13 protein-coding genes and 1 pseudogene are annotated in these 16,510 nt (G+C 54.1%); 1 reads left to right on the top strand and 13 read right to left on the bottom strand.

Annotation, left to right across the window (positions count from 1 at the left end):
- The first annotated feature begins 69 nt into the window (after positions 1 to 69).
- Positions 70 to 714 carry a helix-turn-helix transcriptional regulator gene (locus tag ABTW62_RS01985; RefSeq protein ID WP_430902903.1) on the top strand — a complete coding sequence of 215 codons (645 nt, stop codon included), beginning with the start codon at positions 70 to 72 and terminating at the stop codon, positions 712 to 714.
- A 514-nt stretch (positions 715 to 1,228) separates the two neighbouring features.
- Here ABTW62_RS01985 and ABTW62_RS01980 read toward each other — a convergent pair.
- The 13 genes and pseudogenes from ABTW62_RS01980 to ABTW62_RS01920 form a co-directional block, all read right to left on the bottom strand.
- Entirely contained in the window at positions 1,229 to 2,131 is a 903-nt protein-coding gene (locus tag ABTW62_RS01980; protein WP_430902902.1) for a M28 family peptidase, read from the bottom strand.
- 270 nt (positions 2,132 to 2,401) lie between these two features.
- Positions 2,402 to 3,013 (bottom strand): annotated as a pseudogene (locus tag ABTW62_RS01975) (SagB/ThcOx family dehydrogenase).
- A gap of 161 nt (positions 3,014 to 3,174) precedes the next feature.
- Entirely contained in the window at positions 3,175 to 4,512 is a 1,338-nt protein-coding gene (locus ABTW62_RS01970) for an MFS transporter (RefSeq protein ID WP_430902901.1), read from the bottom strand.
- 227 nt (positions 4,513 to 4,739) lie between these two features.
- Complete coding sequence (locus ABTW62_RS01965; RefSeq protein ID WP_430902900.1) at positions 4,740 to 5,264, bottom strand: carboxymuconolactone decarboxylase family protein; 525 nt, start codon at positions 5,262 to 5,264, stop codon at positions 4,740 to 4,742.
- Positions 5,265 to 5,338: 74 nt separating this feature from the next.
- Complete coding sequence (locus tag ABTW62_RS01960) at positions 5,339 to 5,542, bottom strand: hypothetical protein (protein ID WP_430902899.1); 204 nt, start codon at positions 5,540 to 5,542, stop codon at positions 5,339 to 5,341.
- A gap of 35 nt (positions 5,543 to 5,577) precedes the next feature.
- Positions 5,578 to 6,126, bottom strand: a complete 549-nt coding sequence (locus ABTW62_RS01955) for a sigma-70 family RNA polymerase sigma factor (RefSeq protein WP_430902898.1) — start codon at positions 6,124 to 6,126, stop codon at positions 5,578 to 5,580.
- Positions 6,127 to 6,288: 162 nt separating this feature from the next.
- Positions 6,289 to 7,464 carry a DUF3322 domain-containing protein gene (locus tag ABTW62_RS01950; protein ID WP_430902897.1) on the bottom strand — a complete coding sequence of 392 codons (1,176 nt, stop codon included), beginning with the start codon at positions 7,462 to 7,464 and terminating at the stop codon, positions 6,289 to 6,291.
- On the bottom strand, positions 7,461 to 10,853 hold the full coding sequence (locus tag ABTW62_RS01945) for an ATP-binding protein (RefSeq protein ID WP_430902896.1): 3,393 nt from the start codon (positions 10,851 to 10,853) through the stop codon (positions 7,461 to 7,463). Before ABTW62_RS01945 ends, ABTW62_RS01950 begins: the two co-directional genes overlap by 4 nt.
- Positions 10,846 to 11,493 carry a DUF4194 domain-containing protein gene (locus tag ABTW62_RS01940; protein WP_430902895.1) on the bottom strand — a complete coding sequence of 216 codons (648 nt, stop codon included), beginning with the start codon at positions 11,491 to 11,493 and terminating at the stop codon, positions 10,846 to 10,848. Before ABTW62_RS01940 ends, ABTW62_RS01945 begins: the two co-directional genes overlap by 8 nt.
- Before the next feature lie 2 nt (positions 11,494 to 11,495).
- Entirely contained in the window at positions 11,496 to 12,959 is a 1,464-nt protein-coding gene (locus ABTW62_RS01935; RefSeq protein ID WP_430902894.1) for a DUF3375 domain-containing protein, read from the bottom strand.
- Between the two features lie 376 nt (positions 12,960 to 13,335).
- Entirely contained in the window at positions 13,336 to 13,947 is a 612-nt protein-coding gene (locus ABTW62_RS01930) for a DUF1292 domain-containing protein (protein ID WP_430902893.1), read from the bottom strand.
- The gene (locus ABTW62_RS01925) at positions 13,944 to 14,567 is read right to left on the bottom strand and encodes an SCO family protein (RefSeq protein WP_430902892.1); all 624 of its coding nucleotides are present in this window, start codon (positions 14,565 to 14,567) and stop codon (positions 13,944 to 13,946) included. Before ABTW62_RS01925 ends, ABTW62_RS01930 begins: the two co-directional genes overlap by 4 nt.
- Before the next feature lie 282 nt (positions 14,568 to 14,849).
- A complete protein-coding gene (locus ABTW62_RS01920; RefSeq protein WP_430902891.1) occupies positions 14,850 to 16,211 on the bottom strand; it encodes a YncE family protein in 1,362 nt (453 codons plus the stop codon).
- Positions 16,212 to 16,510 lie beyond the last annotated feature (299 nt).

Below are 16,510 nucleotides of genomic sequence, written 5' to 3'. Positions count from 1 at the left end.
ACTGCATATTCCGGCACTTTTTCAACATATATATGTCAAAAGCTGGAAATCAATCAACCTATCCTGAAAATGTCTGCACTTTCACTTTTAGGCCAGCGCCAGCAATCGTTGTTGACAGCGCTGCTCCATCATCGCAAGGGGCTCACCATAGAAGAATTGTCAGGCCGGCTCGAAATTTCGCGCAACGCCGTCAATCAGCACCTTGCCAGTCTCGGCGAGCATGGTTTTATCCAAAGCAGCTTGCTGGAAAGCACCGGCGGCAGACCCAGCCGCGTCTATACGCTCACCCCAATTGGCCTGGAGCTTTTTCAAAGACAATACGCTTTTCTGGCCAAACTTCTGCTTGCCTGGACGAACAAGCACATGGGGGAGCAAGCGCTCGAAAGCTGCCTGACGGATCTTGGCCAACAAATGGCGAGCGATTATGAAAGCCGGCTCGCTAAACACGCATCGCAGGCCGACAAACTGCGTGAAGTGGCCGCCATCCTGTCCGAGCTGGGCTATGATGCCAATGTCGTGCAAACAGCGGAACAGCGTCAGGAAATCATTGCCAATAATTGCGTTTTCCAGGCGCTCGCCCAGCAGTGCGAAGGCTTCTGTACGCTCGATTTAAGCTTCTTGACCGCGCTGCTCAAGGCAAAAATCGAACACAAGGAGTGCATCGTCCGGAACGGCAACCGCTGCTGTTTCAGAGTCGCCGATTCCGTCAACTAGTACTCCGTACCGTCAATTAGCTTACAAATGAAATCGATGGGTTCGCCTGCCAGGCTAGGCGCAAACCGCAGTCATAGCCGTAGCTATGGCAAGGATTTGCAACAACGCATGACAGGCGAAGGCGCGATTTCATGTAAGCGGTTTGGAGGAACGGAGTACTAGAAAATTTGCCGGCAATCACAACGAGCCTGCCCAGGCGCATAGCCACCCGCAATAGACAGAATGCAGGTTTATCCTGCAGGATGTCTCCTAGAAGGCTGTCCGAGAATAGCGAAGTAATCGGGCCGCAGCCGCAAATCGCCCCGAAGAAACAAAAAAATATCGTAAGATTTAATCATTTTTTATCAATATGTTATATGGTGTTTCTTGAGAGACTGATCTACTGCGGACGAGCCTGATTGGCCGGATTTTACGATCCTTTTCGTTAAATAGAACGACTATTCGCCTCAAATGATCGAAAAATCCCGCTCAATCAGCCTCGCCCTCGCTACGATCGCTATTCTCGGACAGCCTCCTAGCGCTGCGTGAAAAAGAGAAGCAGGCTGCGCACCAGCTCTGCCATGAAATCGATATCCAGCGTATCCATGGTATCCGAGCGGCGATGGTAGTGGGGATTGCGGTAAAAGGCCGTGTCGGTAATCATGACCGCTGGATAACCTTCATCCCAGAAGGATGCGTGGTCGCTGAAGCGTATGGTCGGCGTCAACCAGCCATTGAATGGCACATTCAGCGAAACGGTGGGCAGCGCCGGGTTGTTCTGGAAAGACGCTTGCAGCGCGGCCGTAAAGCTTCTGGATGAAAAATTCCCCACGATGCCGATGAAATCGCCTGTTTTAGGATAATTCATGAAATTCAGGGGGAAAGGGTAGGACTGACACCCTTTCTCATGACAGGTATAGCCCACCATTTCCAGGCAGATCATGCCTTCCAGTGCCTCCTGACCAGCCCGCATGGCACGTGCATGCACTCGGCTTCCCATAAAACGCGTCGAAAAGACAGGCGGTTCTTCGAGGGCAAAGGTAACCAGCCGAATCACCAGGTCATCGGCCAGCAATGCACGGTTCTGCTGGAGCATGGCCGCCAGTTCCAGCAACACCGCCACGCCACTGGCGTTGTCATCCGCACCCACCGTACCGTAAACGCTATCGTAATGCGCACCGACAACATAGCGCCGGGTCGGATTCTCTCCCCGTGTGATTTCAGCAACCACATTGGAAGCCGCCGCTCCCTTATAGTCGTAAGTTTCAAACTTGGGTTGAAGGCCAATCTGCTCAAAAGCCGCATAAATGGCATCCCGCGCCCTGCTGTGCTGATCCAGCCGGTACACACTGCGCTCACCAATCTCCACGGTGAGCAGACGCAGATGCGTCTCCATGCGCCGCATGCTGTCGCTTTTGTCAAATTGAAAGTCGCTCATGGTGGCTCCGCCAGTGGACAAATACCCCACCAGGATAACAAAGATTGTCCAGATCCAAAGGTTGGCAATGCACCTATGCCTGATATTGATTCTGGCAAGCAATGACTTGACATGGGTTCCATTCATCGTAAAACTGACTCCGGTTCGAAACCTCGTCCTTCAGGGCGGTGGGAGTTTGGGAGGGGATGCAAACCCCTTCCAAAACACGTTTGACCGACAGGCCTGAAGGCCTGTCGCTAATTTTTTGCTAAAATTTGGACAGTGCATCTGTCACCGCCCAACCGGTATCAGATACAAAGGCACCTCCGACGCGGGCAAACCAGCGACCTGCTGCACGAGATCATCCTGGAATGCACCAATGAACACAGCGCCAAGCCCCAGGGAAACAGTCTGCAAAGCGACATTCTGCGCAACATGCCCAGCTTCCATATGCACATAGCGCATACCACGCTCGCCATACCTGCCGGTTGTGCGGGTATAAACGGCTGCCAACAGAATGGTTGCTGGCGCCTGGCTCACTGCCTGTTGCTGGAGCGCGGCCTAGCTGAGTGCTACACGCTTCTCCCCGAGCGCTTTCGCGACCAGGGTATGGCTGTGTGGAACATATTGATAGATACCTGTTTGCAGGCCGCTTACTTTCCCGGCGATCAGATAGGTTTCCAGAGGATAACGTGCTCCGGCCGAGGGCGCAGTCCTGAAACCGCCGGGATGGGTGACACCCTGGGCGGCCCATAGCAGCTGGGACACCTGCACCAAAGTCAAGGGCGCATCACTGTACTCACGCACGGATCGCCTCGTTGACAATGTCTGCTCCAGCGAAACCGCACCCCGGTGAACGGCGGCGGGCAACCGTATTTCACGCGTTTCTCGGTCTTCGGACATGGCATTGCCCCCCATTGTCAAAATCAGGCACCCAGGGATGAACCAGCCCATCGCCCCATGCTGCCGGACCTTGGCGAACCAATCGATGCAGGATCGATACATGTATAGCTCCTTGACTGCGGCAGCCCCGTGCCGATCAACAGTTATCAGGAATCGACGATCTATACTGGAAAATCGTTCTCCGCGCGATCGGCTGCCTGGCGCCCGCGCGACTCGTTGACATTACGGCTGAAGAACAATGCCGCCGCAAACAACACCACACAGAACAAAATCGCGCTCTTAAGGCCGACCAGGATCTGCAGCAAACCGATTGCCAGTAATCCCACCATACCCGCCAGCTTCATCGACAGCCCCCAGAACCCAAAATACTCGGCCGAATGCGACAACGGCGAAAACAAACCCACCAACGTGCGGGTGGATGACTGACAAGAACCCAGGCTCAAGCCCGCCACACTCCCCACCAGCAAAAATATATATTGCGCCTGCCACTCGAGCCCGAAATGCACACGTACCGCTTCGGCGATATCGGGGGTCAAGAAAATCAGCGCAATCGCCAGCATCCACAACAACAATGTCAGACGATAAGTAAACAAGGCGCCAAACCGGTCCTGAACGAAGCCAAAGGCCACCGCCCCAAGCGCGGCAGTAATTTGCACGATGATGAACATCCATGTCCTGACTTGCTCGTCCCAGCCGATGATCTGGGCGCCATAGATAAAAGCATAAGTGATAATGATATAAATGCCGCTCATCGCGAAAAATATCGACACCAGAATGATAGCCAAATCACGCCGATCCCGGATATGTTCGATGGTGGTCCGCACTCTGCTAAATCCCAGACGTAGATAATTGACCCCGGACGGCAAAGGCCTGGGCACCCCTCGCTCCCTGACCCATAGAAAGGTCGGAATAGCCGCCACCAGAAAGAAGAACGCCGCCCAGGGGCCGACCCAGCGTATGTTTTCGAAATTTTCTGCGCTCACCTCGCCCAGCACCAGCAACACAAAAACTGCTGACACCATGCCGCCGACATAACCCAGCGCCCATCCAAAACCGGATATTTTTCCCAGATCCTCGGGCGGACCCAAATCCGGCAGAAAGGCGGCAATGAACGCCTCGCCAATCGAATAAGCAAAATTCGACACAATCAGCAACAGCACGCCCAGCCAGACATAGCCCGGCGCCACAAAGTAGAGTGCTGCGGTACTGACGGCGGTCAGCAGATAGCTGGCGAACAAGAAACGCTTCTTGCTGGCGGTGTAATCCATGATAGCACCCGCAATCGGCGAAAGCAGCACCACCCCCAGATAGCCCGTCGCCAACGACAAACTCCACAAGAGATTGCCCAACCGGTAATCGGGCGCGTCCCCGACAATCACCCGGGTAAACAAATCACCGAACACGACCGTCACGATCAACAATGTGTAAGCCTGGTTCGCGAAATCGAACATCGCCCAGCCGAATATTTCCTTCTTTGAAGCTCTTATGCGTTGCGCCATAAACCCTTTCCCGCCGGATAACGATCAAGCCAAACAAACCCAGCCTATACAATGCCAGATATATCACAATGTTTGCGCAGTTTCTTGACATCCTCCCTCGTTTAAAGTCGGGGATTCCTGCGGCACTCACCCCAGCATCGAGCCGGGATGAGTCGCTTCGGTGGGTTCCTGCTGCTGGCGACCTGACTGCATCACTCACAATGCTCACAGGCGCAATGGATTGAAGATTAAAAATCGATTTCAATACCCAGTACATCAGCACATCGATTGAACGCGATAAAAAGTTCCATGGTGCCCAGGGCTTCAAGTATTTCGGATTGCTCAACACCGAGATCAATTAAAACCTGCAAATCGGCATTTCCCATAGCATGCCAATGTGTATTGGCTTTGCGGGCAAATCGTACCAGTGCCTTTTCCTGATCGGTAAAATCATCGGGCAAAATACCCTGATGCATGGCCGTGATATTCGAATCACTGATTTTTAGGCTGCGCAACGCTGCACTATGCGCCGCGACACAATATTTACAATCGTTATCATAAGAAATCAGCATGGCGATAGCTTCTTTGACTTGCCGGCGCAAACTTCCCTGAAGCATTACAACCTTAAATTTTTCCCAGTTTGCCGCGAGCAAGGGGGGATGCTCAGCATAGGCTTTGAAAATGTTGGGCACATGGCCACCAAAAGTTTTTTCTATTTCCAGCAACGCAGCAGCTGATAAGTCTGTTGCTGCGTGATTAACTTCCTGTAACATATGGTTAAACTCCTCGCGTAACGTGTTTTAGGATTCACTAAGATAGCGGGCCGCCTCATGTTATTTGCGTATCCTCAATCACCGTTCTCTTTATTTGCCAATGCAGCAACAATGCGCCGCTTTGCTTCTTCAGTCAGATGAAAATTAGGGGCTCTCCTGTCATGACGCGAGACATCCCGCAAGAATCTGAGCTGTTGTGAAAAATTGGCGCAGTTTCGACATAAAAAAAGATGTATTCTCAGTGAAAGGTTTTCCCAGAAAGGTAGTTTTTCATCCATGACTCGTGATGCTAACTGACTGGCTTGTTTGCAATTCAACATTTATTTTTTTCGCTATCTATCCAGAGGGCTTTTAAGCATTGAATCAATGCTAGCCGGGCCCGGTGCATCAAGACCCATGCATTAGACGGCGTAATTGAAAAATGCTTACAGATCTCTTCGTTAGTCATGTCATGAATTTCTCTGGCAAGAAATATTTCAGCCTGTCTGGGTTTTAATCCGGACAAGCAATGTACAAATATTTTCCAAAATTGTTTTTGCTGCAATGCAGAATCGGGGCTGGGAAATGGCGCCGGTTTTTCAATCCAGCTTCCGTTATTTCTGAATAAATAATCCAGATTGTCTTCATCATTCTGGTCAGCCAGATCACTGATCGCCGTGACACGCCCTTGCCGCCGAAAATGGTCGATGATCTTATGTTTAAGAATGCTGGTAAGCCATGTCCGAACACTGGCGTGATTGGAAAAAGTATTTTTAGCAGTTATGGCTGCCAGAAATGTTTCCTGTACCATATCTTCGGCAAGATGTCTGTCTTTAACTTTCAGAAATGCGTAGCCATACAAATAGTCGCCATGTTCATCCAACCATGTTTGTATATTTAAGGAAGCTCTGAAAATTGAGCGTTCAGGGGGTTAATGCAACATCTTTTTGTTATCAGTAGAAAATACCATGATCAACAAAAAAGCAGAGGACACGTTATCCAGCCGGCCACGACGCTGCGTGCTTGCCGGCCGGTATCATGCAAATCACACCAGAGCAGCCAGCGCTGATTCCAGCCAGCCAAATCCAATATGTTCCTGCTCAAGCCGAATGTTCTTACCCAGCCGGTTATCGCGCAGATCGTCATACAGCGCCTGTTCGGCCGGTCTGAGCCGCGCCAGGTTACGCGTGGCTGGCCTGGTTTCCGTGCCCCAGTGCACCTCGAACGCCAGCAAGGTCGCACGGTTCATCAGGAACGATTCCACATGCCCGAACTGGCTGCGGAGCTGGTCGAGCATGGCGAAACCATGGGTATCGATATCGCCCCAGTAGTGGATGCGACAACGCTTCAACCATTCCGCCCGGCCCAACATTTCGAAGCCATAGCCTGCCCCAAAAATGATCAGGCTGTCCTGAATGGGAGGAAAAGCCAGAAAGTTGATTTCGTTCTCGGTAATGAACACCCGTGACACGCCTGGATCAAGCCGGGAAAAACTCTCCGCATCCAGTGAAATATCCTGTTCCCCTATTTCAGGCAACAAGGCATGCGCGCGATCCAGCATCCGGAAGCGAATACAAACCGGCTTATCCAGAAAACCATAACGGCGGGCGAATTGCGTCACACCGGACGCTGTGACATCAATTGCGCCGGCTGGCAGCGCGCTATCCAGCAATTCGCTGAGCACCCCCCGGTGGCGCTCGATAAACTTACTATGCACGCCCGGAATATCCACCTGCCGGAGGTATACACCTGGGCGCGGATGCGTCTTCAGCCAGGTGATGACTGCCAACAGGCGCTCCCAATCATCATCCAGCGCCAGCGCCCGCTGCGGTTTCCGGACCAGCCAATCTGACAATTCCGGATGCCAGGCGCGCGTCATCTCAACCAATGCAATAAAACGCGCTGCTTCCCGCTGTTTGCCTATCAGCTTCAGGGCGTCTTCGGTGCTGTCCACCCATACCGCATGCGGCGCTGCATTGGTGCCGAAGACCCGGTGTCTGAACGCGCGCATTTCCACCCGGCAGCAGGCCATCGCCCGCAGCGCACTGATCCAGGCGCGCACGGCATCGAAATGCTCCGCCATTTCAGCCGATGCAGGACACTTGAGCAGCAAGCGCCGGGGAAACAAGGATTCGCCTGTCACCAGACTGGCCAGAATGTCACCCCGCGCCCATAGCTTCTGCACCTGGGCGCGCAAATCCGCCGGACTCGTCCAGTTCATCCAGTCATTCTGGCTTTCTCTTCCCGGTATGCCTCGATCGAGAGATTGCGCAGCCTGGAAGCGCGGCCATCGTCGTTATGCACAAACCCCACGCTGGCGACATAAGGTTCGATGATGTGGATTTTCTGCAACGGGGTAACGATCAGCAGCTGCAGGTTGAGCTGGGCAAACAGGCGCAGCCCGTATTGCGCCGACTCATCCGAGCCACGCCCGAAAGCTTCATCGATAACCACAAAGCGGAAAGAACGGGAGCGTACCGCGCCCCATTCAAGGCCAAACTGATAGGCCAGGCTCGCGGCCAGAATGGTATAGGCCAGCTTTTCCTTTTGGCCACCGGATTTGCCGCCCGAATCCGAATAATGTTCATGCTCGCTATCGTCCTCTCGCCAACGCTCGCTGGCGGCGAACATGAACCAATTGCGCACATCGGTCACTTTCGCAGACCAGCGGCGATCCAGCTCGGACTGGCCTTCGCGCCCACGGAAACGCTCGATAATATGCCGCACCTGCAGAAACTTGGCTTCGGAATACTGACTGTCGTCCGACCCCGTCAGCGCGCCTTCGGTGCAGGCACGCAGTTCCGACTGAAAATCCCGAATATCGACATCGGGTGTCGGCTGCGCTTCCAGCACGATATAACGGCCGGCATTGTAGTCGATGCCGGTCAGTGATTCGTTGATGCGCGCAATTCGCTCCTTGATCGTTTCCCGCTCGCGCGCCAGCTGCGACTGGAAATTCGCGACTTCCCGAATCGTGTTCTCATTGAGTAATTCCTTGAAGCGCGCCTCAAAGCGTGGCAAGTCATCACTCTGCAGGCTGTGCAGCATATTGCGGTATTCAAATGCCGCCTCGATGCTGGCATCGATCTCGGAAGTCTCCAGCTTGAATGCTTCCTTATAGGAAGTCATCGCCTTGACGATCCGCTCCCCCAATGTGCTGAGTTTTCTGGTTTCGTTCTCAATCTGCTTTTGCAGCCAGTCGCGCATTTCGCGCTCGCGGTTGTCGCAGGATTCGACGGTCAGTGTATGCTCGCCCAGCACTTCACCACGCGCCTCGTCGAGTATTTCAAAATAGGCTGCGCGATCTGCATCAACCCCAGCGGCATCGTTCAGCAAGGTTTGCGTTTGTGCGCGCAAGGCCTCGCTATCACTTTGCTTCTGCTCGATTTTTGAGCGCTTGTCTTTATATGCTTCCAACTGGGTTTCGATTTCCTTCAGCGCCAGGATGGCCGCATTCAATTGCCCAGTCAATTGCCTGAGCACATCGGAGGCCGATTCCAGCTGCCGCTTTTCATCCTGCAGTCGCGCCAGTTCCACGGCGAGCGACTGCCAATCGAGCTCATGATAATCATCGTATTCACCAAGCTTGGATAATACCGTCAGGCGTTCCTTGAGCACAGTCTGCTCGGCCTGAATCTTGCCCAGGCGGCCACCCAGCTCGCCCAGATTGCTCGCCAGCTGTTTCGCCTTGGTTTCGAGTGCGGCGATCTTGGCCGCGTTCTGCCAGCCCAGCACATAGCGGCTGCGATCATCCAGCCGGTGGCGATCGTCTTTCTCATGCCGTTCGCCAGGCGCTTTAATCTGCCCGGCGCGGGTAATGGCGCGCATCTCGCGGCGGAATTGTGCTTGGGTATCGCAACAGGCAATGTCGAACCGGTATGCCAGCTCGCGTTCAAGCCAATCGTAGAAGGGAGAATCAGGCTTGATGATCAGCTTGCGCGCCAGCGAATCCCGCAGCAACCCGGGAGGCTCGGCGCGCGTATGCGGACGCACCCGGAAGTAAACCAGCCGTCCTCTGAGTTGTGTTTTATCCACCCATTCGGCAACCGTCGCGTAATACGCGTCCGGCACCAGCAGCGACAAACCAAAGTTGCGCAATAATCGCTCCGCCGCGCCTTCCCAATCGCGCTCCGTCTCATGCACTTGCAACAACTCACCGGCAAAGGGCATCTCCGTCTCGGGCACTCCCAGCGCTTTGCAGAGCGCGGCGCGCATGGCAATCTGCTCCGCCGGGATATTGCTGCGCCGGGCTTTCAAACTGTCGATTTCGGCAACCAATGCATCATGCGCCTGTTTCCCCTGCCGCAGACTGACGCCATGCTCGGTCAGGTCATTCTGCAGGCTGGCCTCGCGCGCCCGTGCCGCTTCTTCCAGCTCCCCGAAACGTTGCCGCTGCGTGATAAATTCCGCTTCATCGCCAGCCGGGGCTTCGTCAATCGCCCGCACCAGCTCGGCATAGCGTTGCGCCTTGCGCTCACGCGCCTGGCGTGCCTGGTCCTTATTGCGAATCTCGACAGCCAGCCGCTCAAGACGGTCACCGCCATTCTCGGCGATGCTGCGCTTGAGCTCTTCCGCTGCGGCAAGCTGGGCCTCACGCCGCGCTTCATCACGCTTGATCAGAGTATCCTGGTGCGCCCACTCAGTGGCAAGATTCACTAACCGTTTCTCCAGCAATGCCAGCTTCAAGCCCGCGAAATAGGGTTTGAGCGCTTCACGACAGGCGCGGCGTTCTTCCAGATGCAGATTCAGTGCAGCATGCCGCTCGCAGTCGGCAACCAGCGGGAACAGCAGCTCCACCTGTTGCTTGGCTTTCAGCACTGCCTCATGTGCCCGGTTGAGATCATCGAAATGATCGATCAACGCAGCGATACGCGGTGCGACATCGAAAGGCTCGAGCATGTGGCTGCGGACAAAATCAGTCAGATTGCCGACCGATTTCATCGACACCGTTTGGTGAAACAGCTCGAGCGCCTGTTCATTGTCGATCCCGAAGCGCCGCCGGAACCAGGCGCCATAGGGCGGAAAGCTGTCGAATACTTCCGTGCTCCGCCTGCCGCTGTCCGCGCGCAGCCGCTTGCGCAATTGCGCGATATCGGGGCCGAAGTGCGTAAAATCAGCAGCGATCGACAAAGCGCGCTCCGCACCCACAAAGAAACGGGCCGGCTGCCCCTGCGCATCCTTCATCCAGAACACTTGCGCCAGCGTCACCGTCTGGTCGTAGCCCGCATTATGAAACACCCCCAGGATCACGGAATAACTGCGGGCATCACGCAGCGCAACCGGCTTGGCGGCGCCACTCATTTCATTCCGCTCCGACTTGTAGTGCCCGAGCACATAGGAGCGCAGCGTGCGCTCCTTGCTGTCCGCACCGGCAGCCTTGTTGTATGCAATGCGCTGCGCCGGAACCAGCAAGGTCGTCACGGCATCGACCAGCGTGGATTTACCCGAACCAATATCGCCCGTCAGCAGGCCGTTCTTGCCGTCAAGCTGCAAAGCCCACACCCGCTCACCGAAGGTCCCCCAATTGAGAACCTCCAAACGGCGCAGGCGAAAACCGGCCAGCGTATCGTCGCCCGTGAAATCCAGCTGTTGCGTCCCCAATTCACCCATCCCTGTTTTCCTCTGATTCACCCGCAAGATGCGCCTGATAGCCGGCCAGGCGCGCATCCAACTCAGCCAGCCATTGGGCATCGACAAATGCTTTGAGTATGCGCTGCACCTCAAACATGGCTGCCTGCCCTCCCGGACGCGCCGCACCCGCACGCAACCGGCGCAAGAAACCCAGTTCCACCACTTTATTGAGATGTGTCTCGATCTGGTCGACCAGGCGAACCTCATTGCCGCTTTCCGGTAAAAATACCCGGATCAAGTCAACGATTTCATCCCGGCTGAGCACAAGCCGCGTATCACTGCCACTGGCATCGAATTCGGCCAGCTTCTTGCGCAACAGTGCCAATAGCAAACTCACCGGAAAAGATAGCGGGCGTCTGGCAATCAGCCGCGGCAATTTGGAGACCGTATCATCCCCATCATCCGAACGCGCACGTAGGAAAGCATAGCCTTCCGCCTCATCCAGCACCAGCTCCAGCCCCAACACCGCCACATAATCCCGTACGCGGGGCTGCAGCGCAAGCAGCGCACTCCACTGCACGGCGTTGCCCTCCTGATAAATCACACCCTTGAGCAATGGGATGACCAGTGACGATAAATCGTGGGTGGATGCGGTTTCTTCAAGGCGCTCTTCTGTCATGCCTATCTCACGAAAATCACGCGCGGTAAATGCACACGCTTCATAATGGGCTTTCCATCGGGCGTGGCGCTTTGCCAAGTGATGGTTTCAGTCGTGTCCTCATCGACGACGGTTTTGGCGGACTTGCCCGCAAGTTCCAAGTAAGTCACCAGCTCCGCCAGGCCATGCTGCAGCGGATGCAGCTGACAGAGTGCGGCAAGCGTGATTTGCGAACGGTCCTGCAGGGCATGCCGAATATGCCGGGCCATGCGATCCTTGTCGATGACCACTTGCGAATACAGCGCATCCATCAGCCATTCCTGCGCATCGTCGTCACCTGGCGGCAGCACGATATCGGCGATCGCTGTTTTGGCATTGGCCGTATACAGCGGCCGCTCCATCGGCAACTCGATGGAAGCCGCCAAATCAGCGATGGCTATCACCTCGCCCGATGGGGGCGATGCCCGCAATGCCAATGCCTTGGCCTCCAATCCTCGCAGAATATCCATGATACGGCGATTCTCCAGCCAGGCCTGATCATCCAGAAAGCGCCGCAATTGCTGTGAAAGCCGGGCCACTGTGCGCTGCGTATGTTCACCGGCTTCCAGCCAATCGTAATGGATCCGATGGGTGCGCGCATCGGGTTTGAGCTCGGCAATCGGCGCCAGGGACAATACCCGCTCAAGCAAAGCTGTCAGTTCCTCCTGACGGCTGCTCGACATCAGAAAATCCCAGAACGCCCGAAAGCTGCGGCCCTGATCCGAGTCGGCAATCGCATCGCGTTCGCCCATGATCTCTTCCAGCAATACGCCTTTCGCGCCTTCCCACAATGCGATGCGCTCACGCACACGCCGATCCAGATTACGAAAGTTGTGTTCCACCTCACGGAAATCCGTAAGCAACTCACGTGCCAGTTGCGTGAATTGCTGGAAACGATCTTTGAGCGCTGTATCATCCAGCAGCGGCAGATCCCCCGCCGCTATCCGGGCAATCTCCATATCGATCTCGTCACGGCGCTTTTGCAACTCCGCAATCCGCGCTTGCGGATCCGTTTCACTGCCTTCGCTCATCTGCTTGAGCAACTCGAACAGCGTCAGCAAGCGTGATTCCGTTCCGACAAAACTGCGCTCAATCAGTGTTCCCAGCCAGGCGATTGCTTTCTCGCTGGCTGGCGTCAGGTCGAAATGCGGCTCATCCGATCCGTGGGTGTAGAATTTGCGTAACCAGCCTTTTTCAATACTGGCCCAGTCATTGAGATATTCCAGCGCAGACTTGGGAAAAGCCCCATCACCCAGCTGTTCACGCAAATTAAACAACTCATCCTCCAACGCCTCGGACAGATCCGCCTGCACCATCACTCGCACATTGGGAATAACGAATACACGCTGCAGGAAACTGGCTACCAATGGCGCATGATCGGAACGCAGCAAGCGCCAGGCAGGATGGTTCTGGCGCAGCAGATCGAGCGTGGCGTAATCAAGGGTCATGACAGGAATGGCTGCATTCGTTCTTGCACGTCGGTTAGCCGCGCAAGAACGACTCGGCCTGAATGGCTATTTGAGTGTTTCGTGGCAAATCGTAGATTTTCCTATATTTCACACAATTATTCAGCAAAGAATCACGTCATGCAGTGCATTTTCAGCAGATCGGAAAACCAATCTTCCAATGAAAAATGTGGATTCAAGCAGTTCGGCTGCTTGCCGTGACCTTTCAAGATGATCGTTCGGACCCGGGACTGAGACAATCCATATGGGCAGCTAGGCAATGTCGCTGTCGTATCACGCATTGAGAATATAGGCGTAACTTCAATCGAGGTGTTTCTCGTTACGCGGGCCGATCAATCAGATCAAGCCCGTGAAAATTCTACCGCTGCGGAGAGCAAATCCGGTTGAGAAAAGTGATGGCGGAAAAGCGGTTTGGTCCAGGCCGCCCTTTTCCTGCCTGATCGTAGATATGACTGACTTGCAGGCTACCGTCTTGCAAGCGTGCCTGCACGGTATAGGCATCATAACCGAAGTCGACGCTGAAATCGATCCACTCCAGCGGGACAATGAACTTTACCCCCTGTGGAATACGTTTAACGGCAAATCCATCGGACGAAGCCACAGTCCGGAATTTTCTGCCGACTAGCACTGGGGGTGCATCTTCCGACTGAAGCGTACCTTCGTAAACCAGTCCATACGGGGTTTGCTGCGCATTGATCGGGATCAGCAGTATATAGTGCTTTCCATGCAATATCTGCAGCAGCAAATATTCATCTGCTGCACCCGATTGCCGCTCTCCTTTAGTTTTGACCTGAAAAATCAGCTGGTTTGCTGGCGAGAGCGTGACCATGACGCGCAATATATCAAGTTCGGGCGACAAGGCTTTATCCCTGAATGACAGGATCGTACGCGGATCGTCATACATGCTCATCGCGCAAACGGGCAAACTGGTCGTCAGCCACAGCAGCAGAAAAATCAATAGCGTTTTCATAACGCGAACAATGCCCTGTTTTCACGAAACAGTTTCGCAAGCTGTGCGGCATCTTCCAGCGCATCGAAAATCAGCCGGATCCTGCCGGCCGGATCGATAAGGAATGCAGTGGTACTGTGATCGACCTGGTAACTCGACTGATTGCCTGCATTCTTGGTAAAAAAAACCGCCTCCACACCGAAAGTGGCTTTGAAATGCGCGAGCGCCTCGCTCTCGAAACGCAAATAGGCAATATCCGACCCGAAGCCCTGGATATAGCTGGCCAATTGCGCATGGGAATCCCTGTCCGGATCGACTGTCACGAATACCCCGCCCAGATCGATCTGCTCAGCGGCCGCCGCCTTGACCAGCATGGATAAATTGGCAAGTGACATCGGGCAAATGTCCTTGCAATGGGTAAACCCAAATACGACGAGCTGCCATCGATGCCCAGCACCTGGCCGCACGGACTTCAGGTGCGTCACCACCTCGGCAGGTAACGCCACCGGTTGTGACAGAATAAACGGGGCTGCCTGTAAACTGCTTGGGACACCGACAAACAGGATGAGATACATGGTCACGATCCGCAGCCTCGATAGCATTGCCTGAATTGTTCGCATAACCAGTCTCTTCTGTTTCATGGCCAAATCCTCCACTCTGTTTAGAAATACCGGCACAGACCAGCTTGCGACCGGTCATCTATTCCTGCTGCCAGCTGACAAACAGACGAGCCGGCGCAACACTAGGAGGCTGCCCGAGAATAGCGATCGTAGCGAGGGCGAGGCTGGTTGAGTTGGATTTTTCGATCATTTGAGGCGAATAGTCGTTCTATTTAACGAAATAGGATCGTAAAATCCAGCCAATCAGGCTCGCCCGCAGTAGATCAGTCTATTCTCGGACAGCCTCCTAGTCTGCTTTCAGGGTCAACGGGTAGCGCCGGCAGCAAAGATGCCATGCGGCATCACGAGTCCATCGTCGGGACCGAACACTTTTACGACGGTATCCGTTGTCGTGTCGATCTTGACTACAAACCCGGATACCCAGCTTGCCAGCATCAGATAACGGTTGTCAGGCGTCGGGCTGAGCGTGTGCGCTACCGCATAGCCGGCCGGCAGCTCGTGGCCGGGCCGCAGTCTTTTGATGAAGCGAGGCCGATAACGATCGCTCAGGTCGAAAATCGATACATAACCGTCTCTTCCGAATTCATGGTCAATGGTATCCTCCTCGGCGATATAGAGTTTGCCGTTGACGACTGCCAGATCGGAGGCGGAACGGAATACACCTTGGCCCTGGGCGTGCCTGACATGCCTGAGGATCTGCGTGGCACGACCCTCCAGGGTGTCAATCATCCAAACGCTGGGCGGAATGATTGCCTGGGTGGTGGCGGCGGTCAGCGAGGTTTTGTCAAACTGCATCGAGGCCGTCAGTGCAAAGCGTTCGTCCAGCCAATAGACGAAATGGGTAAAAGCTGCATGCCGCTTCTCATCGCCGAGCATGATTTGGCCCACCGCCTGCAATTCACCAGTTTCACGGTTGGGCCTATAAACATCGATCACATTGTTATCGAAGAAATAGCCTGTTCCCAGCCCAATGGTGCCTGATTTGTTGAAGTTGACGCCATGCGTCTGCTCCGTATAGCCGGGGATATTGATTGGATCAACACTCGCAAATTCATTGGTTCTGTGGTTGATCACCCTGACCCGGTCGGATGTAAATTCGGTAAAGTACAGATAATCCGAATAGGGAAGCAGGGTCGGCCCGTGAATCTGGGTCGACCCTGCCAGCAACCAGTTGGGAACGGCCTGGTTACGATTGATTGATTCGACAAAAGGCAGTTCGGCCGGTGTGCCTGCATTGTCCGCGGCCAATACCGTCTCCACTGCCAGGCTGACCGTGCCGGCTTCCCAGTCAAGATGATCGACCCTCAATGCAATGATATAAGCCGGATCTTCCTGGGTATTGTCTGAAGTGACGAATATCCTGTTGCCCTCCGGCAATACTACCGTATGTTGTAACGGAACATTCCCGGGCCAGCCATCAATCCCGGCCGGATCGACAATTATGAGCTTGTCGTTTTCATAATTAATCAGATAAAGCATTCTGGAGTGATAATCAATTGCGGTGACAACCGGCTGCAGATATTCATTGTATGTGCTGGGATATTGATAGACCGGCAATGGCAAATTGCGGTGATTATTCGCGTTGACAGGTAAGGCAACCGATACCAGCAAACCTATGGCAGCGATCAAAGCCTTGTGACGAACAGTTTTGTTTATCTTTATCATCAGTAACCTCCTCTAGCTTGGTTATGACACAATTCGTTCTTATGCGACAGAAAGTGGCAAAAAGCCAGGCCGCTTAAGAACACCGGATCGAAAAAATCAACCATTCTCGATCAAATTCCTCACACTCAGTCAATACCCATTGATGCCAAGAGCATAGCTTTGCGACTAGTTTTTAGAAACTTTCAAAGTTGATCGGCATCATTCTCATAATTGTTCTCAATCGCTCTTCAGCAATTATAATCACTGCACTCAAATAATATATTTATTCATATTATTCAATTGCATACCAAAAAATTACC

The sequence above is a fragment of the Nitrosomonas sp. ANs5 genome (assembly GCF_050584665.1).
In the GTDB taxonomy this organism is placed as follows: domain Bacteria; phylum Pseudomonadota; class Gammaproteobacteria; order Burkholderiales; family Nitrosomonadaceae; genus Nitrosomonas.
This window is presented reverse-complemented; position numbering and strand designations above follow the sequence as displayed.